This window comes from Nocardia sp. NBC_01377 (assembly GCF_045040005.1).
Lineage (GTDB): Bacteria > Actinomycetota > Actinomycetes > Mycobacteriales > Mycobacteriaceae > Nocardia > Nocardia noduli.
This window is the reverse complement of the sequence record NZ_CP109566.1, coordinates 3,441,657-3,459,199: the sequence shown is the minus strand read 5'-3', so window position 1 is coordinate 3,459,199 and position 17,543 is coordinate 3,441,657. Positions and strand designations below refer to the sequence as shown.

The 17,543-nt window shown below is 67.8% G+C and carries 19 protein-coding genes; 13 read left to right on the top strand and 6 right to left on the bottom strand.

What is annotated here, in order from left to right; genetic code table 11:
• Positions 1 to 115 precede the first annotated feature (115 nt).
• Positions 116 to 811, top strand: coding sequence for a type 1 glutamine amidotransferase domain-containing protein (locus OG225_RS15995; RefSeq protein ID WP_405183282.1), 696 nt, complete (start codon positions 116 to 118; stop codon positions 809 to 811).
• Between the two features lie 167 nt (positions 812 to 978).
• Positions 979 to 1,851, top strand: coding sequence for an aldo/keto reductase (locus tag OG225_RS15990; RefSeq protein WP_405182372.1), 873 nt, complete (start codon positions 979 to 981; stop codon positions 1,849 to 1,851).
• Between the two features lie 20 nt (positions 1,852 to 1,871).
• Here the strand turns inward: OG225_RS15990 and OG225_RS15985 are convergent, their stop codons facing one another.
• Positions 1,872 to 2,210: a hypothetical protein gene (locus OG225_RS15985; RefSeq protein WP_405182371.1), complete on the bottom strand. Its 339-nt coding sequence runs from the start codon at positions 2,208 to 2,210 to the stop codon at positions 1,872 to 1,874.
• A gap of 175 nt (positions 2,211 to 2,385) precedes the next feature.
• Between OG225_RS15985 and OG225_RS15980 the strand changes: the two genes are divergently transcribed.
• The 8 genes from OG225_RS15980 to OG225_RS15945 all read left to right on the top strand — a co-directional run bounded on the left by OG225_RS15980 (position 2,386) and on the right by OG225_RS15945 (position 9,326).
• Entirely contained in the window at positions 2,386 to 2,529 is a 144-nt protein-coding gene (locus OG225_RS15980) for a hypothetical protein (RefSeq protein ID WP_405182370.1), read from the top strand.
• A 415-nt stretch (positions 2,530 to 2,944) separates the two neighbouring features.
• The gene (locus OG225_RS15975; protein WP_405182369.1) at positions 2,945 to 3,529 is read left to right on the top strand and encodes a biotin transporter BioY; all 585 of its coding nucleotides are present in this window, start codon (positions 2,945 to 2,947) and stop codon (positions 3,527 to 3,529) included.
• Positions 3,522 to 4,640 (top strand): class I adenylate-forming enzyme family protein, encoded by a 1,119-nt coding sequence (locus tag OG225_RS15970; protein WP_405182368.1) that lies wholly within the window; start codon positions 3,522 to 3,524, stop codon positions 4,638 to 4,640. The genes OG225_RS15975 and OG225_RS15970 overlap by 8 nt, the downstream gene beginning before the upstream one ends.
• Complete coding sequence (locus OG225_RS15965) at positions 4,637 to 5,758, top strand: thiolase family protein (protein WP_405182367.1); 1,122 nt, start codon at positions 4,637 to 4,639, stop codon at positions 5,756 to 5,758. Before OG225_RS15970 ends, OG225_RS15965 begins: the two co-directional genes overlap by 4 nt.
• Positions 5,755 to 6,435, top strand: a complete 681-nt coding sequence (locus tag OG225_RS15960) for an energy-coupling factor ABC transporter ATP-binding protein (RefSeq protein WP_405182366.1) — start codon at positions 5,755 to 5,757, stop codon at positions 6,433 to 6,435. Before OG225_RS15965 ends, OG225_RS15960 begins: the two co-directional genes overlap by 4 nt.
• Entirely contained in the window at positions 6,432 to 7,034 is a 603-nt protein-coding gene (locus tag OG225_RS15955) for an energy-coupling factor transporter transmembrane component T family protein (RefSeq protein WP_405182365.1), read from the top strand. Before OG225_RS15960 ends, OG225_RS15955 begins: the two co-directional genes overlap by 4 nt.
• On the top strand, positions 7,027 to 8,475 hold the full coding sequence (locus tag OG225_RS15950; RefSeq protein WP_405182364.1) for an AMP-binding protein: 1,449 nt from the start codon (positions 7,027 to 7,029) through the stop codon (positions 8,473 to 8,475). Before OG225_RS15955 ends, OG225_RS15950 begins: the two co-directional genes overlap by 8 nt.
• 275 nt (positions 8,476 to 8,750) lie before the next feature.
• Positions 8,751 to 9,326, top strand: a complete 576-nt coding sequence (locus tag OG225_RS15945) for a hypothetical protein (protein ID WP_405182363.1) — start codon at positions 8,751 to 8,753, stop codon at positions 9,324 to 9,326.
• 7 nt (positions 9,327 to 9,333) lie between these two features.
• Here OG225_RS15945 and OG225_RS15940 read toward each other — a convergent pair whose 3' ends face one another.
• On the bottom strand, positions 9,334 to 10,131 hold the full coding sequence (locus OG225_RS15940) for a CPBP family intramembrane glutamic endopeptidase (protein WP_405182362.1): 798 nt from the start codon (positions 10,129 to 10,131) through the stop codon (positions 9,334 to 9,336).
• Between the two features lie 394 nt (positions 10,132 to 10,525).
• On the opposite strand from OG225_RS15940, the gene OG225_RS15935 reads away from it, so the two are divergent.
• Positions 10,526 to 11,077: a dihydrofolate reductase family protein gene (locus tag OG225_RS15935; protein WP_405182361.1), complete on the top strand. Its 552-nt coding sequence runs from the start codon at positions 10,526 to 10,528 to the stop codon at positions 11,075 to 11,077.
• Positions 11,078 to 11,087: 10 nt separating this feature from the next.
• On the opposite strand, the gene OG225_RS15930 is transcribed toward OG225_RS15935, so the two are convergent.
• The 4 genes from OG225_RS15930 to OG225_RS15915 form a co-directional block, all read right to left on the bottom strand.
• A complete protein-coding gene (locus OG225_RS15930) occupies positions 11,088 to 11,429 on the bottom strand; it encodes a VOC family protein (protein ID WP_405182360.1) in 342 nt (113 codons plus the stop codon).
• Between the two features lie 28 nt (positions 11,430 to 11,457).
• Entirely contained in the window at positions 11,458 to 12,786 is a 1,329-nt protein-coding gene (locus OG225_RS15925) for a family 1 glycosylhydrolase (protein WP_405182359.1), read from the bottom strand.
• Positions 12,787 to 13,155: 369 nt separating this feature from the next.
• Positions 13,156 to 13,959 (bottom strand): class I SAM-dependent methyltransferase, encoded by an 804-nt coding sequence (locus OG225_RS15920; protein WP_405182358.1) that lies wholly within the window; start codon positions 13,957 to 13,959, stop codon positions 13,156 to 13,158.
• 186 nt (positions 13,960 to 14,145) lie between these two features.
• Positions 14,146 to 14,628 carry a GNAT family N-acetyltransferase gene (locus tag OG225_RS15915; RefSeq protein ID WP_405182357.1) on the bottom strand — a complete coding sequence of 161 codons (483 nt, stop codon included), beginning with the start codon at positions 14,626 to 14,628 and terminating at the stop codon, positions 14,146 to 14,148.
• 71 nt (positions 14,629 to 14,699) lie between these two features.
• Here OG225_RS15915 and OG225_RS15910 point away from each other — a divergent pair, with 71 nt between their 5' ends.
• Both OG225_RS15910 and OG225_RS15905 read left to right on the top strand, forming a co-directional pair.
• Positions 14,700 to 16,964, top strand: a complete 2,265-nt coding sequence (locus OG225_RS15910; RefSeq protein WP_405182356.1) for a molybdopterin-dependent oxidoreductase — start codon at positions 14,700 to 14,702, stop codon at positions 16,962 to 16,964.
• 87 nt (positions 16,965 to 17,051) lie between these two features.
• Positions 17,052 to 17,504, top strand: a complete 453-nt coding sequence (locus OG225_RS15905; RefSeq protein ID WP_355085954.1) for a DUF4231 domain-containing protein — start codon at positions 17,052 to 17,054, stop codon at positions 17,502 to 17,504.
• Positions 17,505 to 17,543 lie beyond the last annotated feature (39 nt).

Genomic DNA, 17,543 nt, shown 5'->3' with positions numbered 1-17,543 from the left:
TCGCCGCCGCACCGGAACTCCGGGTTTCACCGGTCGAAATGTGGAATACCGGTACCGGGAGACCACGATGATCCGACCTTGACGCCGCGTACGAAACCGAATCCGGAGGTTGATGATGTCGAAGATCCTGTTCGTGATGACCGGTGCCGACCACTGGACCCTGGCAGATGGAACCAAACACCCGACGGGGTACTGGGCCGAGGAGGTGGTGGCGCCGTACCGGGCGTTCGAGGCCGCCGGTCACGAGATCGTGGTGGCGACACCGGCGGGGGTGGTGCCCACCGTCGACCGCGGCAGTCTCGAACCCGACGCCAACGGCGGTCCCGAACGGGCGGAGGAAATCGCCGTGACCCTGCGGGCCGCCACCGAACTCGCCCACCCGATCCGCCTCGACGAGGTGATTCTCGGCGATTACGAGGCCGTCTACTACCCGGGCGGACACGGACCGATGGAAGATCTCGCCGTCGACACCACCTCCGGGGCGCTGCTGCGCGCCGCGCTGGCCTCGGGCACGCCGTTGGGGGTCGTCTGCCACGCGCCCGCCGCGCTGTTGGCGACCGTGGACGCCGAGGGATATTCGCCGTTCGCCGGGTACCGGGTCGCCGCGTTCACCAATGCCGAGGAGACGCAGGCGGGTCTGGCGGACAAGGCGAAATGGCTGCTCCAGGATCGGCTGGTCGCGATGGGGGTACAGGTGCAGGAGGGCGAGCCGTGGGCGCCGAACGTCCAGGTCGACCGCAATCTCTTCACCGGACAGAATCCCGCGTCGTCGGCCCCGCTGGCAGCGCTGATGCTGCAATCGTTGCGCTGAGCCGAGGTTCGTCCCGGGTGCCGGAGGTCGGTGGCGCGGAATGACCGGCGCGGTCGCGGTGTTGCGGCAGACAGCACGCCGCGATCGCGTGTCGCATGTCCGATCCACCCGACGAGAGCGGTTCCCGCCGCCTCGTCGAGCCGACTCCCGCAGAGGATATGACGTTTATGACAACCGAAACCGCCACCCGGCCCGCCGACGCCTCCGGAACCTTCGCCCTCGGCGGTGACCTTCCGATCAACCGGCTCGGCTATGGAGCCATGCAGATCACCGGACCCGGCGTGTGGGGTGATCCCGCCGATCCGGACGAGGCCGTGCGCGTGCTTCGCCGCGCGGTCGAGTTGGGTGTCAATTTCATCGATACCGCCGATTCGTACGGTCCGTTCGTCAGCGAGAACCTGATCCGCAAGGCACTGCACCCGTACGCGGATGATCTGGTCATCGCGACCAAGGCGGGGTTGACGCGGTCGGGCCCGGGGGACTGGCGTCCGGTCGGACGGCCCGAATATCTGCGTCAGCAACTGGAATTGAGCCTGCGCCACCTCGGTCTGGACCGGATCGACCTGTACCAGTTGCATCGGATCGACGCGAAGGTGCCACTGGCCGACCAGATCGGCGCGCTGCTGGAATTCCAGCAGGAGGGCAAGATCCGGCATATCGGCCTTTCCGAGGTGAGCGTCGAACAGCTGGCGCAGGCGCGCGAGATCGCGGAGATCGCGTCGGTGCAGAACCTGTACAACCTGGCCAACCGCCGCGCCGAGGACGTCTTGGACTACGCCGAGGCGAACGGGATTGCCTTCATCCCGTGGTTCCCCATCGCGACCGGTGAACTGGCCCGTCCCGGCGGCCCGCTCGACACCTTCGCCAAGCAGCACGGGGCGACGCCGTCGCAGTTGGCGCTGGCCTGGCTGCTGCGCCGCTCCCCGGTGCTGTTGCCCATTCCCGGTACCTCGTCGGTCGCCCACGTCGAGGAGAACACCGCGGCGGCCACGATCACCCTCACCGACGAGGAATTCGCCGCCCTGTCCGACGCGGTCTGATCCGTCCGGACACCCAACCGCTACGGAATGGCACGCCGCCATTCCGTAGCGGTGGCGGTCAGTCCGCGTTGTCGAGCGAGGTGACGCCGGTGGTCGAGGCGATTCCCGGCCCGGCGCACATCGCCGCGACTCTCACCCGTGGCGGCCATTATCGACTCGCATTCCCGCTTGGGCGGCGGAACCGATGAGCAGGCAGTCCCAGGCTTCCCCTCGGGGTTGCTGCCGAGCGCGATCGTGCCTTCCTCTCGAACGTCGGCGGTGAGCGTCGGTGCCGCCGCCCCGACGGTGCCACCCAGGATGATCAGGGAAAATGCCGCCGCGGATGACAGGGCCACGCGCCGGATTCCGGTTCGAAACATCGCATTCTCCTCTCGAACGCGCTGATACCGGATGTTTGCCCGCTGTGTGCGACATCAAATAGGCAGGAGACGGGTGCGCCACGATCGGTGTAGCGCCGAATTGTCCGATGTTTGATCGGCTGAATGCGGGTAGTCGTTGTGTAGCAAGCGCATTCGACTCTGGAGGATCGTCGGAATGGTTACCCGTACGCACTGGTCGACTCGCCGCGACCACGAACGACATGATCGGACCTCGTCCCGCTCGGTGCCCGCGCCGCTCCTGCTCGGTGTGTGGATCCTGCTGATCGCGGCGGTGAGTATCGCACTGGCACTGCTCTGATCGCGGCGCTCCCGCGATCGGGAAATCCCCGTGAGAACAAGTGATCCGCCCGGCGGCGCTCTCGCGTCACCGGGCGGATCGCTTCCCCGTTTGCCGTGGACGCCGCCACGTCTCACGGCCGAGATCAGCATAGAAGGTCACCCCGCGCGGCGCGTGACGCCACGCCGAAAGTGACTGTGTTTCACACCGTGTGGGCATTTCCCGCTGTCGGGCGTCACCGGGGTGCGCGCATCGCGCGCGAACTCGCAGGGAGTGCAAGAACATTCGGTGCGCCTCGTCGCGGTCCGGATGTCGTCGCGCGACGCGGGTTTCGGTCGCCGTGCGATGGCGGCGTGTCGACCGGACCTGGCTTCCCCGCTCGACCCGCCGACCTGCTACCTTGAACGCCGTTCAAGTCTGTAGTGGAAGGTCGTCCATGGAGGGTGTCGAGAAGTCGCGCACGTGGCGGGCCCGGATTTCCGCGCGGGATATGGCGCAGATCGCCGTATTCGCCGCGCTGATCGCCGCGTTCGGCTTGCCGGGGGCGATCACGGTGGGTTTCAGCGGCGTCCCGATCACGGTACAGACCCTCGGCGTCATGCTGGCGGGGGCGGTGCTCGGCGCCAGGAAGGGCACCGCGGCCGTGGTCGTCTTCCTCGCGCTGACCATGATCGGTCTGCCGCTGCTCTCGGGCGGCCGGACCGGGCTGACCGCGATGGCCGGGCCCAGCGCGGGCTACCTGATCGGGTGGATTCCCGCCGCCTTCGTCATCGGTCTGCTGACGGAACGCGTCCTGCCCAAGTATCCCGTCGTCCTGGGCGCGGCGATCAATATCCTCGGCGGAATCGTGGTGATCTACCTGTGCGGGACCGTCGGACTGCTGTTGCGCACCGACCTGGGATTCCGCGAATCGATCACGACCAATTTCGCTTTCATCCCCGGCGACCTGGCGAAAGTTGCCGCGGCAACGGTAGTGGCCAAGGGAGTGCACCGCGCGTATCCGGGCCTGACCGGTGCGTGAGTCGCTGCTCGGCGGCACGGGCGACCGACCCGCGATACACGCGAACGGCCGGACCTACACCTACCGGGAACTCGACCGCCTGATCGACGACCGGAACCGGGATCGCGACACCGCGGTCGACGACGCCTCCGGTCCGGACCTGGCCGACGCGCTGATCCGCGTACTGGCCGCCGCCCATCGCGGCGTCGCCGTGTCGGTGGAGGATCCCGCACGCCGCCCGCGGCGGACCGAGATCCCCGAGTCCGCCTTCCTGCTCGTGGCGACGTCCGGCTCGACCGGAACACCCGAGCCGCTGGCCAGGACGGCGGCTTCCTGGTACGACAGCTTTCCGGCGTTCACCGAGATCACCGGGGTGACCGAGGACGACCGGGTGCTCGTCACCGGGCCGCTGCACGCCACCATGCACCTGTTCGGCGCGTTGCACGCCCTGTGGTGCGGCGCGTGCGTCACCGACGATCCGGCCGAGGCCACCGTCGTGCACGCCGTCCCCGCCGTGCTGCGCGAGGTGGTGGCCGCCGCGCCCGGATTGCGGACTGCGATCGTCGCGGGGATCGCGCTCGACGACGGCGCGATCGCGGCGGCGGGCCGGGTATCGATCGTCGAGTACTACGGATCGTCGGAAGTGTCGCTGGTGGCCGCGCGCCGCGTGCCCGACCCGCTGCGACTGCTCGACGGCGTCGAGGCCCGGATCCGCGATGGACTGCTGCACGTCCGGTCGCCGTACACGGTGATCGGGGCCCCGGACTGGTATCCGGTCGGTGACCTCGCCGAACTGGGCGAGAACCGGGAACTGGTGGTGCGCGGACGCGGCGATTGCGTCATCAATGTCGGGGGCACGACGGTCGTCGCCGAGGACGTCGAGCGCGTGCTGGAATCGGTCGACGGCATCGTCGCCGCCGCGGTCATCGGCGCCCCGCACACGGTATTCGGTGAGATCGTCACCGCCGCCGTCGAACTGGACGACGCGGTGGACCTGGACCGCGTCCGCTCCGCCGCGCGGGCGCTGCTGACCAAGGAAGCGATGCCACGGCGCTGGCTGCCCGTGTCCACGCTGCCGCGCACGGCATCGGGCAAGGTCGCGCGGTCGCGGGTGCGGGAACTGCTCGGATGAGCCCCGTCCTGATCGCGCCGTGGCGGACCCCGATCGGCAATGCCGGACACGGTTTCGCCGACCTGACGACCACCGACCTGGCCGCACCCGTCCTGCGCGCGGTCCTCTCGACCGTGCGCGCGGGCGGTGTCGAGGCCGAGGTGGACGACGTCGTGCTCGGCAACTGCCTCGGTCCCGGCGGGGACCCCGCGCGCGTGGCCGCACTGCGGGCGGGGTTGGGTATCGGTGTGCCCGGTGTGACGGTCGATCGGCAATGCGGCTCCGGTCTGGACGCGGTGATGCAGGCGGTGCTGCGGGTTCGCGGCGGCGCCGACGACCTGATCCTGGCCGGTGGCGTGGAATCGGCGAGTACCGCGCCGTGGCGTTTCTGGCCGCCGGTCGCCGGAGCCGACCCCGTGCGCTACACCAGGGCTCCCTTCGCGCCGCCGGAATTCGCCGACCCCGATATGGGTGCGGCCGCCGACGAGTTGGCGCGGGTGCGCGGCATCGGCCGCGAACGCCAGGACGCCTACGCGGCCCGCTCGCACACGCTGGCCGCGGCGACGGATTTCGCCGCCGAGATCGTGCCGATCGGCGCTGTCACCCGCGACGAACGGATCCGCTCCGGAATGACGGTGGCCCGCCTGTCCAGACTGCGCCCGAGCTTCGGCGCGGAGGGCACGGCCACCGCCGGGAATTCGTGCGGCATCTCCGACGGCGCCGCCGCGCTCGCCGTCACGAGTGAGGCGCGAGCCTCGGGAATGCCCGCGCTGCGCGTGCTGGGCTGCGCGGTCGCCGGATCCGACCCGGCGCTGCCCGGTCTCGGGCCGGTGCCCGCGATCCGGAAAGTGCTGCGCCGCAGCGGTCGCGCGGTATCCGATCTCGGCGTCGTGGAGATCACCGAGGCCTTCGCATCGGTCGTCCTCGCCGTCGCCGACGAACTCGGCCTGGACGAGACGACGATCTGCCCGCAGGGCGGCGCGATCGCGATGGGCCACCCGTGGGGCGCTTCCGGGGCGATCCTGCTGGTTCGCCTGGCGAGTCAGATGCTGGCCGTCGACGGACCGGCACTCGGCCTGGCCGCGTGCGCGATCGGCGGCGGACAGGGTATCGCCGTGCTGGTGGAGCGGGTGTCGTGAGCGAGATCGTGTTCGAGGCGGTGAGTCACCGCTACGGCGAACGGCACGTCCTGCGCGATATCGATCTGCGCCTGAGCGAACGCCGCATCGGCGTCATCGGAGCGAATGGATCGGGCAAATCCACCCTCGCGCGGATGATCAACGGCCTGCTGACCCCGACCTCGGGCCGGGTCACGGTCGACGGCGTCGACGCGTCCAAGAAGGGCGCGCAGGTCAGGCGGAAGGTCGGATTCGTCTTCACCGACCCCGACACCCAGATCGTGATGCCGACGGTGGGGGAGGATCTCGCGTTCTCGCTGCGCCGCAGCGGGTCGAGCAAGGCGGAGATCGCCGCGCGGGTCCAGGAGATCCTCGAACGTTTCGGACTCGAACAGCACGCCGAACATCCCGCCCACCTGCTGTCGGGTGGGCAGAAGCAATTGCTGGCACTCGGCGCGGTACTCATCCGCAGGCCGTCGGTGATCGTCGCCGACGAACCGACCACCCTGCTCGATCTGCGCAACGCCCGCATCGTCGCGAACGCGCTCGACGCCGTCGATCAGCAGGTGATCGTGGTGACCCATCAACTGGCGCTGCTGGACACCTTCGAACGCGTCGTTGTCGTCGACGAGGGCGCGGTGGTTTTCGACGGCACCCCCGAGGACGCCGTACCCGCCTATCGCGGGATCGTCGAATGATCGGCTACTACCAGCCGGGACGGTCGATCGTGCATCGGCTGCCCGCGGGCACGAAACTGATACTGCTGATCGTCTCGATCGTGGCGGCCACGATATTCGTGCGGACCCCGGTCCAGGCGCTGGCCGTCGCGGGAGGTGTCGCGGTGCTGTTCGCGGTCGCGGGCATCGGCTGGCGCGTCGCCGCGGCGCAATTGCGGCCGATGTTCTGGATGTTGGTGGTGATCGCGGCATTCCAGGTGCTGATCACCTCGTGGTCGCGGGCCGCGGTGGTGTGCGGCGTGCTGATCGTCTCGGTCGCGCTCGCGGCGCTGGTCACCCTCAGCACGCGGGTGAGCGACATGCTCGACGCGGTGACGCGCGCGCTGGGTCCGCTGCGTCGATTCGGCGTCGACCCCGAACGCGTCGGACTACTTCTCGCACTGGCCATCCGGTGCGTTCCGTTACTGAGCGGGATCGTGCACGACGTCGCGCAGGCCCGGCGTGCCCGCGGCCTCGAATGGTCGGTCACCGCGCTGGTCACCCCGGTACTGGTCCGCGCGCTGCGGACCGCCGACGCCATGGGCGACGCGCTCGCCGCGAGAGGAGTCGACGATGACTGATCTGCTGACCGACCGCATCGCCGCGCAGGTCGCCCGCGACCCCGACGCGCTCGCCGTCGTCGCGGCCACCGACAGCGTCGACTACGGACACTTCTGGTCGCGTGTCACGCGCTGCGCGGCGGGTCTGGACGGCATGCGCCGCGTCGCGGTGTTGCCGACCTCGGATATCGAATCGCTGGTTGTGGTCGCCGCGGCGATGCGTGCCGGGGTGAGCGTGGTGCTGCTGCACCGTCATCTGCTGCCGGAACAGCTCGCGCGCGTTCTCGCCGTCGCGGCACCGGGCGCGGTGGTCGCCGCGACCTCCCAGCACCGGCGGCTGCACCGTCTCGGCCGCGACGACGTGATCACCGCGGCGGATCTGGAGAACACGGGACCTTCCGGATCCGCGACGCCGGATTCCGAACTGCTGGTCGGTATCACCTCCGGCACCACCGGCGAGCCCAAACTGTTCGTGCGCGATCAGAAATCGTGGTCGGCGACACTGGACCGCTCCGATCGGACCTTCGACATCGGCGCGGGTGACCGCGTTTCGGTGCCCGGCGTACTCGACCACACCCATTTCCTCTACGGCGCCCTGCACGCCCTCACCCGAGGTGCCGCCGTCGACCTGCGACCCGTGCTCACCGCGCTCGCCGACGAGGTCACGCACCTGTACTCCGTACCGACGATCGCCTGGGACGTGGCCCGGTCCGGGATCGCCCCGGTCGCCGGTGTGCGCGAGGTGCTGTCCTCGGCGGCGCGCTGGCCGAAATCGGGTCGTGAGGCGCTGCGCCGTGTCCTGCCGAACGCTTCGCTCGTGCACTTCTACGGCGCCTCCGAACTCAGTTTCGTCTCCTACGACCGCGATCTGGGAGCCGACGACGAGAACGCCGCGGGCGAACTGTTCGACGGTGTCGATGCTCGGATCCGCGACGGGCTTGTACACGTCCGCAGCGATATGTTGTTCGACGGATACCTCACCGACCACGGAATCACCGGGGGACCGGTCGACGGCTGGATGACGGTCGGCGACCGCGGCCTGGTCGACGGCAGACGACTGACCCTGCTCGGTCGCGACAGCGAAATGCTCATCCGGGCGGGCCTCAATGTCGAACCGGCCGCCGTCGAGACGGCGTTGACCGCATTCCCCGGCATCACCGAGGCCGCCTGCATCGGCATACCCGACGCCCGTATGGGACAGGTCCCCGTCGCCGCCGTCGTGGTCGGGGACGCCGCGCCGAGTTCCGCCGAGATCTGGCGTCACCTGCGCGCGACCGTCCCGAGCCCGAGCATGCCGGTGCGCCTGGTGACGGTGACCGAACTGCCACGAACACCGCGCGGAAAGCTCGACCGCCGCGCGCTCACGGAACTCCTCACCGCCGACTCGCGTACAGAATTGGGCGGTCCGAATCCCGCACCGGCACTTGCCGATCGACACCGCATCGCCCATGTGAGTCGATGACCCGAGGTCCGGGCGAACCGGCGAGTCCGGCACGGGAATGGTCGGCAGCCCCAGGATCGCGCCGGCTTCCTCCGGGGTCGGCGTCGGCAGACTGCCGCGTCCGTGGATGAAGCCGATACCGAGATACACCATCACGCCCGCGCGCAGCCGCGCCTGTTCGGGGCCGAAACCCAGGTCGAGCATCGCCTGCCGATCTGCGATTCCACAATGAGACGCCCAGTTGGACGCCGGGCAAGGGCGAGACACGTTTCGGGGCCGAGAATTCGTTCGGGTGGATGGTCGGCGCACCGCGCGCCGCCGTGAGCGGCACGATCGAGCTCGACGGCGCGAGACACGAGGTCACCGGGCGTGGGTATCACGACCGCAACTGGGGCGTCGGCGATATGAAGAAGATCATCGACCGGTGGCACCGGGGCCGCCTGTACGTCGACGACTACTCGCTGCTGTTCGCCTCGGTCCTGACCCAGCGGAGCCAGGGCGGGCACGAGATAAGCCCGCTGATGCTCGCCCGCCACGACGATATCGTGTTGTCTACCGGCGAGACGATTCTCACCGAAGGCCCCGCCATCTTCGATTCCGTCGCCGGTCGCACCTACCCGGAATGGGCGGAACTGGAAGTGTCGGGCAGCGTCGAATTACGCCTGGTGGTCGACAAGGTGATCCACGCCCACGATCTCCTCGATGACGTCCCCGTCATCCGTTCGCGCCTGATCAAACCGCTGGTGCACCGTCTGGTCGGGCATCCGGGCTATTTCCGGTTCGAGTCGTCGTTCGAATCGACCGTGCACACCGACGGCGGTCCGGACAAACGCGGCGGGTCCACACTGCACGAACTCGTCGCGCTGGCGTGACCGTCTCTCAGATGGCCACGAACGCCGCATTCTGGATGATCGACGGCGTGAACAGCGTCCAATCGTTGATGACGTGCGCGCCGGTGGAAACCCAGAGATTCTTCGTGCGGATATAGGCCAGCGTGAGTACCACGCGCGCGCCGCCGATGACGATGAACGCCTGCGCGACATTCCAGTCGTAGGTCGGCAGGTGCGCCGCGCCGAACCACAGTGAACTCACGATCCACGCCACCACGATCGCGGTCCTGCGCGACACCTTCACCTTCGCGAAGAAGATGTACAGCACTGCCAGCAGCGGGATCATGGTGAAGATCTCCTCACCGACCAGTTGAATTCCGGTGCCCACGTAGAAGGCGATCACATCGATCACGCCGAGGCTTCCGACATCGTCGGTGGCCTCGTTGGCCGCGGTGTCGGAGAACGCTCGGACGATCAGCGCCAGCGACGAACTCACCGCGAGGGTGAGCACCGCGAATCCGAACATCGTCAGCACGTCACGTCGGGTGACCCGCCGGAACAACGCCGTCCAGTACGGCCGCGTGATCAGCGCCAGCGTCACCAACGGGATCACCACGAACAGCGTGCGAGGTATCAACGCGACGAGGTTGTTCGGCTGCGGAGTGAACATCAGCACGGCGATGCCGACCGCCACCGAAACCCACGCGAGGATCCACTGGGGCACCGACAGCGTGGTCGGCTCACCGTCGTAGAAGGGGAAGTCGGCGTCGTCGCGACGTTCGATGAGGTGCCCGAAGCGTTCCGCGCCCGGCGCGGGGGATAGGTCGGGGTCTGCGGTCTCACTCATCGATGACGTCCTTCGTCGAAGCGGAACAAACAATCAGCGAACTCGTACAGCCCGTATCGCTCTTCCTGTGAACCCGGACTCGCGATGCGGACTGTTTGCCGATCCTCGCATATCGAGCCCGAGCCCGAACGTCGTAACATCGCGGCCCTGGTCGGACCCTCCTCGCGAAGAAGTGGTCGTGCCGATGTCCGAGTGCTGTCGATTCGCGCAGGCCGCGCCATCGCACGAGGTGGCGTAGGACGGAGGCCGCGCCGACGCCCGAAGACATCGTGGAATCTGCCGTGCCCGCCTTCGGGCACGGGTTGCCGCCTGGGGGATCGCCGAAAACCGATCGATATGGCCTAACCTCTGGTGGGCACCGATGAGTTTCGAGCGCGTAGGAGGTCTACCCGTCATGAGGAAACTGATCTACGGGTTCGGCGTGTCCTTGGACGGCTACGTCAACGACCGCGACGGCGGCATCGACTGGACCGACCCGGACGACGAGTTGCACCAGTTCCACAACGACCGCTACCGCGATCTCGAGATCTCGCTGCACGGCCGCCGACTGTACGAGTTGATGGCCGAATACTGGCCGCACGTGGCCGAGGACGCGCCGCCCATCGAGCGTGACTTCAGCGAGCTCTGGACGAACAAGCCCAAGGTCGTCTTCTCCCGGACGCTCACCGAGGTCGGGTGGAACAGCACCCTGGTGCGTGAGAACGCGGTCGACGAGGTCCGCAGGCTCAAGGCCGAAGGCGACGGCGTCATGGAGGTCGGCGGCGCGAACCTGGCGGCCTCGCTGATCCCGCACGGGCTCATCGACGAGTATCAGCTGTACATCTCCCCCGTTGTGCTCGGCGGCGGCACACCGATGTTCCCCGCACTGGACAAGCGCATCGGGCTCCGATTGGTCGAGACGAGGCATTTCGACACCGCGGTGTTGCTGCGGTACGTCGTCGACTGAGCCGGCGGGACTACTCCGGCGCGCCGCCGAATCCGAACGAATTGCCGTCGGGATCGCGAAAGACCACCTTCCGGGTGCCGTTGTCGTAGGTCTCCACATCGGTCGGACGCAGTCCTCGCTCGGCCATGGCGGCGAGCCGCGAGTCCAGATCGCTGACGAACAGCAGGTGCACCGCGTGCCCGGCGTCCTCGGCCCCGATGACGATGTAGACGTACTGGTGCTCGCCGACCTCCCACACCGCCTCGCTCTCGTTCGGCAGGAACGAGGGTGGGGCGCCGAGGAGTCGCTCGTACCAGTCGGCCGCCGCTCGGTAGTCGCTGACCGGTATCCCGGCGAAGAGATCCGATGTCATCGAGCCATGATAGGTCGTGGCGTGCGGTTCACCGTGGGACGGTGACCGGGTCCGCGCAACTGGCGATCGCGTCGACGAACGAGCACGGCGCGGGTGCTCGCGTCGGCCGGTAGTCGGCGGGAACGCCGTTCTCGGCGGTGATCCGGGTGTAGGCGGCCACGGCGTCCGTCGGTCTGCGCGCGAGGCCCGGATCGGTCAGCACATCGACGGTGTACAGGCCGAATCGCGGTGTGTAGGAGCCCCATTCGTAATTGTCGGTGATGCTCCAGTAGTTGTAGCCCATCACGTCGATACCGTCGGCCTCGGCGCGCTGCAACCAGTAGACCGTGTCGCGCAGGTTGTCGGCGCGGGTGTAGCCGTCGGCCCGGGGCAGACCGTTCTCGGTGGGGATGCCGTTCTCGACGATGTAGAGCGGTTTGCCCGGGAACAGGCGCGCGTAGTGCTGCAAGGCGTAATAGATCCCTTCCGGCTGCAACGGGTTCTTCCACAGCTCGACGAAATTGACCGTGGTGGTGAGGGTGTCGGGTGAGAGACCGTAGTAGTAGTCGATGCCCACGTAGTCGAGGCGGTCGGCGATGCGGTCGACGAGGGTGGCGCCGTTGACGGCATCCTCCGCCGCCGGGATGTAGGCGACATTGCTGGTGACCATGGCGCCGGGTTGGACGAGATGGATGTGTTCGTAGATGCTGTTGTGCGCCTGCGCGATCCGGTCGAACATGGTCGGCACGGCGGCGGGGGAGAGGCCACCCTGGCGTGTTTCGTTGAGGACGTAGACGGCGGGTTCGTTGAAGGTGACCCACAGGGGGTCGGCGCTCGCGTATCGGTCGACGACGGTTCGGGCGTTGGCGAGCCAGTCCTCGACGATGCCGGGGTTCGCCCAGCCGCCACGGTCGACTTCCCAGCCCGGGTACACCCAGTGGTCCATTGTGATCATGGGCCGCATACCCGCGGCCTCGATGGCGGCTACGACTTCGTCGTAGAAGCGGAATCCGTTCTCGTCCCAGACTCCGGGCGCGGGTTGCACACGGGCCCATTCGATTCCGATGCGATACACCTCGACGCCGAGTCGGGACGCCAGCTCGATATCGGAACGGAATCGGGTGAAGAAATCCACCGTGTCGAGGTACGGGTCGGTCGTCTTGCCCGCGGCGACGTATCGGGACCAGTTGCTGTCCGGAGCGTGCCCTTCGGACTGGTATCCGGAAGCCGCCACGCCCCACAGGAAGTCGGGACCGAGTGGTGCGATCAGCGCCGGCGGGGCGGGACGGGCGTGCGCGGGCGCCGTCGCACCGATGAGGAGCGCGGTGGTGGCGGCCGCGAGGGCTACCAGGGGACGGCGTCGACTCTGTGACCGCATGCGAATCCTCTGTGGCTGTGATGATCGGAAAACCCGACGCCCTTCGTACTGCTGCGGCGTCGGGGGATATCAGGGGTCAGGGTAGTGGTCGGTCGTCGGGATCGGGACGCAATGCCCAACGTGGCGGGGGAGGGGAGCGGTGCCCGCGCACGGCGCCGATTCAGGTGGCGGGGGAGTCGTCTCGACTGTCGCTCCGGACGTGGCGAGGGTGGGAAGCACCGGGCCAGCTCCCAGGTTCCACGGACGCACCATAAAACATTCCGATACGTAGATATGCGCATCTATTAATGAATAGACCCCTCACCCATTTCCACACGTCAGACACCGAACAACAGATTCCAAACAAAGACGCTCAGAGCAGGAGAGGGATCAACCCTGGTCCACACGTGCCGCGACCACCACGTACCCCTTCGGGTCACGCCATTTCTCACCGGGGTGCGCCGCGAACCAGTCGTCGACGTCGTCGCGCAGGTCGTCGAGGATCGCGTCGCGTTCGGGATGGTCGGCAGGGACGCCGTAGAGGCCGAACAGCGATTCGGCGAAGCGGACGAGTGGTTCGGCGCGGTCGAAGACGAGGGCGTTGTCGGATCGGTGCACACGCACAGCGCCGAAGACCTCCGACATCAGGAGCGGGAGACTGTCGGAGTCGACCGAGGCGTGGAAAGTCTCGGTCTGTTCGATCCCGTAGGTGTCGGCGTGGGCGGTGACCAGTTCGACGGTGCGCGGACAGTTCCTGGGGTGGTTGACCACGACCGCCACGGTGCCGCCCGGCCTGGTGGTTCTGCGGAATTCGTCGAGCGCCACCCGGGGATCTTCCACGTGGTACAGCATGTGACGTGCGGTGAGAGCGTCGAAGGTGTTGTCGTCGAACGGGATCCGTTCGGCGTCGGCCAGTACCCCGAGGACGCCGGGGAGCAGGTCGGCGGCGGCGACCATGGCGGGGGAGTTGTCGATCCCCACGAGCCTGCCGTGGTGGCCCGCGGTCACCAGTTCGGCGAGGAAGCGGGCGTCTCCGCATCCGATATCGGCGAGATGTTCGGTGCCGGATAGTTCGAGTGCGGCCAGGACGTCGGCGGTGGGGTGGTTCGCGCTCTCGGAATAGTGCTCGTGGGTGTCGATCCGCACGCGTAGCGGGGCGGGGTCGGCGTATTCGGCATCGATACGACTGGTCATCGGTGGTCGTCCTTCGGTCCAGTGGCCGTGGTGACTCCGGTCTGCCGGGCCCCGTCGGGTCCGGTACTGGCGCAGAGCGTACCCGTCCGAATACGGTCACGAGCGCTTTTCGACCGAGCGGAAGCGTGCCGTTCGCACCGTAGATGTCATTACGGGGCGGTCACCGTCGATAGCTGTCGGAGCGCGCTACAGGATCAGCAGCATCTCGAATTCGGTACGTGGATCGTCGGGCGCGACCGTGCTCCGAATACCTGTGCGGCGGAACCCGTGGCGGTGGTACAGGCGTTCGGCGGCACCGTTGCCTTCGGTGACATCGAGTCGAATCCGGTGGTGACCGGCGGCGACGGCATGGTCTACGGCGGTCGCGACGAGCAGGTCGGCGACGCCGGTGCCTTGGGCTTCGGGCGCTACCCACATCGAGATCAGACCGGATTCGTCCGCCTCGGGTAACAGCCCGACGGTGCCGATACCGGCCTCGCCCGTGGTGGCGAGGAATTGGGTGCGGGTGGCGAGCATTTCCCGCCAACGCGGTTCGGTGTGGTGGCGGGCCGCGTTCAGGGTGGAACCGAAGGCGTACGGTGCGTCGGCGAGCGCGCGGAGCCGGATATCACGGAAAGTCGCCCAATCGTCCGCGTCGAGATGTCTGATGTCGACGGTCGCGAGATCCATCTCCGCATCCTGATGGAATGAGGTGGGCCACGAACGGCCGGGGTGCGGATCCGCGGCGCTACGGTGGAGGGATGACGACGCATCTCACGCACTGGGGCGCGTTCGACGCCGAGAGCGATGGTCGGCGTTTGACGTCGGTGCGCGGGTGGGAAGGCGACCCCGAGCCGTCGCCGTTGCTCGCGAATGTGGCGTCGGCGCAGCACGACCGGACCCGTGTCGACCGCCCGTATGTGCGGCGAGGCTGGCTGGAGTCGGGGCCGGGTGGTGTCGGCCGCGGCGACGAGGAGTTCGTTCCGGTCTCGTGGGAGCGGGCCGAGGAGTTGCTCGCGGGGGAACTGGCGCGCGTGTATCGGGAGTACGGTCCGGCCGGGGTGTACGGCGGTTCGTACGGGTGGGCGAGTGCGGGGCGTTTCCATCACGCGCAGAGTCAGGTGCATCGGTTCCTGAATTGCCTGGGTGGCTATGTGCGCAGTGTGAACAGCTACAGCCTCGGCGCGGCGGAGGTGTTGTTGCCGCATGTCATGGGGAGCATGGATTGGCTCGAGCGGCATTCGACCGCGAAGTCGGTGCTGGTGCGTCACACCGAGTTGCTGGTGGCGTTCGGCGGTATCTCGCCGAAGAATTCCGTTGTCGGCGTCGGTGGCGTGTCGCGGCACAATACGGCGACGTGGGTGGGTGCGGCGCGGGAGCGTGGGTGCCGTTTCGTGTCGATTTCCCCGTTGCGTGACGATATGCCCGCGAACGCGGAGGCGGAGTGGATCGCGCCGCGTCCCGGTACGGATGCCGCGTTGATGTTGGCGTTGGCGCAGGTGCTCGACGCGGAGGGTTTGGCGGACAGCGCGTTTCTGGACCAATACACGGTGGGCTATCCGCGTTTCATCGAGTACGTGCGCGGTGGGGACGGTGTCGTGAAGGATCCGGCGTGGGCCGAGTCGGTGACGGGTGTGCCCGCCGAGCGGATTCGGGGGTTGGCGCGTGAGATGGCGGCGTCGCGGACGTTGATCACGGTGAGTTGGTCGTTGCAGCGGGCGCGTCACGGTGAGCAGCCGCTGTGGCTGGGGGTGGTGCTTGCGGCGATGCTGGGACAAATAGGTGTGCCCGGTGCGGGATTCGGTCACGGCTACGGGTCGACGTGCGCGGTGGGGGAGCCGGCGCGTTCGTATTCGGTGCCGCGCTTGGCGCAGGGACCGAATGGGATCGACCGTTTCATCCCGGTGGCTCGGATCTCGGACATGCTGTTGAATCCGGGGGCCGATTTCGATTACGACGGTCGGCGGCTGACCTATCCCGATATCCGGCTGGTGTATTGGTGCGGCGGTAATCCGTTCCATCACCATCAGGATCTGGCCCGTTTGCGTGAGGCGTTCACGCGCCCGGACACGGTGGTCGTGCACGACGCGTTCTGGACCGCTACCGCGCGCCATGCCGATATCGTGTTGCCGGCGACGATGAGTATCGAGCGTGACGATTTCGGGGCGGGGCAGCAGGATCGGGTGCTGTTCGCGATGCCCGCGCTCACGCGGCCGCACGGTGCGGCGCGCGACGATTACTCGACTTTCGCCGGGGTGGCCGAACGTCTCGGTGTGGGTAAGGATTTCACCGAGGGCAGGTCGTCGGCGGAGTGGTTGCGTCATCTGTATTCGGAGTGGCGCCGGCCGGGTGTGCCGGATTTCGACGAGTTCTGGGCGCGGGGTTCGTGGGAGATTCCGGTGCCGGACGAGGAGCAGGTGTTGTGCGCGGATTTCCGTGCCGATCCTGAGGCCGCGCCGTTGTCGACCCCGAGTGGGCGGATCGAGATCTTCTCCTCGGCCATCGACGGTTTCGGTTACGCGGATTGTCCGGGGCATCCGGTGTGGCTCGAGCCCGAGGAGTGGCTCGGTGGTGCCGCGGCGCGACGTTTTCCGCTGCAACTGGTCGCGAATCAGCCCCGGGCGAAGTTGCACAGTCAGCTCGATGTGGGTGAGTTCAGTCGGTCGGCGAAGGTGGCGGGGCGTGAGGCGCTTCGTCTGCATCCCGACGATGCCGCGGCGCGTGGTGTGCGGGCGGGTGAGGTGGTGCGGGTGTTCAACGATCGTGGCAGCTGCCTGGCCGGTCTGGCCGTCGACGACGCGGTTCGCCCCGGTGTCGCGCAATTGTCCACGGGGAGTTGGTACGATCCGGATCCGTCCGATCCGTCGTTCTGTCGTCACGGCAATCCGAATGTGCTGACTTCGGATCGGCCTGCGTCGTCGTTGAGTCAGGGTTGTACGGGTCAGTTGGCGTTGGTGCAGGTCGAGGCGTTGCGAGGTGTAGTGCCCGCGTTGCGGATCGATCGTCCGCCGGTGATGGCCGAGTAGGGGTTTGTTCGCTCGGGGTGCGGACCGGGCGGTCTCGGTGATGATGGGGGTATGAGGTTTGGTGCCCCTTGGCGATCCGCGCATTGGATGCGTACTGCCCGTCGTGACGATCAGGAGCTTCCGGTCCCGGTGACCGCGAAATGGGAGTGGTATCGCAAGAGCGGTAAGCGGCATCGGCGTTCGTACGGGTTGACCGAGTTGTCGGCGATCGTCGGGGCGGCCGCTATTCCGGTCGTCGCGGTGACGGATCTACCGGCGCTGGTCGTCGCGCTGCTCGGTGCGGCGGTGCTGGTGGCGACGGGGGTGCGTACGGCGTTCGGTCTGCACGAGAGTTGGGTGCAGGACAGTCAGATCCAGTACGCGATCGAACGCGAGGTCGCGCTGTACCTGGTGAAGGCGGCGCCGTACGCGGACGGGTCGGCCGCGGTCCGTCTGGTGGAGGCGGTGGAGGCGATCACCTGGGAGGGGGGCAGGCAGTGGGCGTCGAGGAGATTGCAGATGGCGCCCGCTCCGGCGGTGTCGGTGGAGAAGGGGAGCTGATATCCCTCGGGACCGGCGTGTGGGTGTCGGTCCCGAGGG

Coding starts and splice junctions, on each gene's coding strand:
- OG225_RS15995 (WP_405183282.1), top strand. CDS start 116: ATGTCGAAGATCCTGTTCGTGATGACCGGTGCCGACCACTGGACCCTG.
- OG225_RS15990 (WP_405182372.1), top strand. CDS start 979: ATGACAACCGAAACCGCCACCCGGCCCGCCGACGCCTCCGGAACCTTC.
- OG225_RS15985 (WP_405182371.1), bottom strand. CDS start 2,210: ATGTTTCGAACCGGAATCCGGCGCGTGGCCCTGTCATCCGCGGCGGCA.
- OG225_RS15980 (WP_405182370.1), top strand. CDS start 2,386: ATGGTTACCCGTACGCACTGGTCGACTCGCCGCGACCACGAACGACAT.
- OG225_RS15975 (WP_405182369.1), top strand. CDS start 2,945: ATGGAGGGTGTCGAGAAGTCGCGCACGTGGCGGGCCCGGATTTCCGCG.
- OG225_RS15965 (WP_405182367.1), top strand. CDS start 4,637: ATGAGCCCCGTCCTGATCGCGCCGTGGCGGACCCCGATCGGCAATGCC.
- OG225_RS15955 (WP_405182365.1), top strand. CDS start 6,432: ATGATCGGCTACTACCAGCCGGGACGGTCGATCGTGCATCGGCTGCCC.
- OG225_RS15950 (WP_405182364.1), top strand. CDS start 7,027: ATGACTGATCTGCTGACCGACCGCATCGCCGCGCAGGTCGCCCGCGAC.
- OG225_RS15945 (WP_405182363.1), top strand. CDS start 8,751: ATGGTCGGCGCACCGCGCGCCGCCGTGAGCGGCACGATCGAGCTCGAC.
- OG225_RS15940 (WP_405182362.1), bottom strand. CDS start 10,131: ATGAGTGAGACCGCAGACCCCGACCTATCCCCCGCGCCGGGCGCGGAA.
- OG225_RS15935 (WP_405182361.1), top strand. CDS start 10,526: ATGAGGAAACTGATCTACGGGTTCGGCGTGTCCTTGGACGGCTACGTC.
- OG225_RS15930 (WP_405182360.1), bottom strand. CDS start 11,429: ATGACATCGGATCTCTTCGCCGGGATACCGGTCAGCGACTACCGAGCG.
- OG225_RS15925 (WP_405182359.1), bottom strand. CDS start 12,786: ATGCGGTCACAGAGTCGACGCCGTCCCCTGGTAGCCCTCGCGGCCGCC.
- OG225_RS15920 (WP_405182358.1), bottom strand. CDS start 13,959: ATGACCAGTCGTATCGATGCCGAATACGCCGACCCCGCCCCGCTACGC.
- OG225_RS15915 (WP_405182357.1), bottom strand. CDS start 14,628: ATGGATCTCGCGACCGTCGACATCAGACATCTCGACGCGGACGATTGG.
- OG225_RS15910 (WP_405182356.1), top strand. CDS start 14,700: ATGACGACGCATCTCACGCACTGGGGCGCGTTCGACGCCGAGAGCGAT.
- OG225_RS15905 (WP_355085954.1), top strand. CDS start 17,052: ATGCGTACTGCCCGTCGTGACGATCAGGAGCTTCCGGTCCCGGTGACC.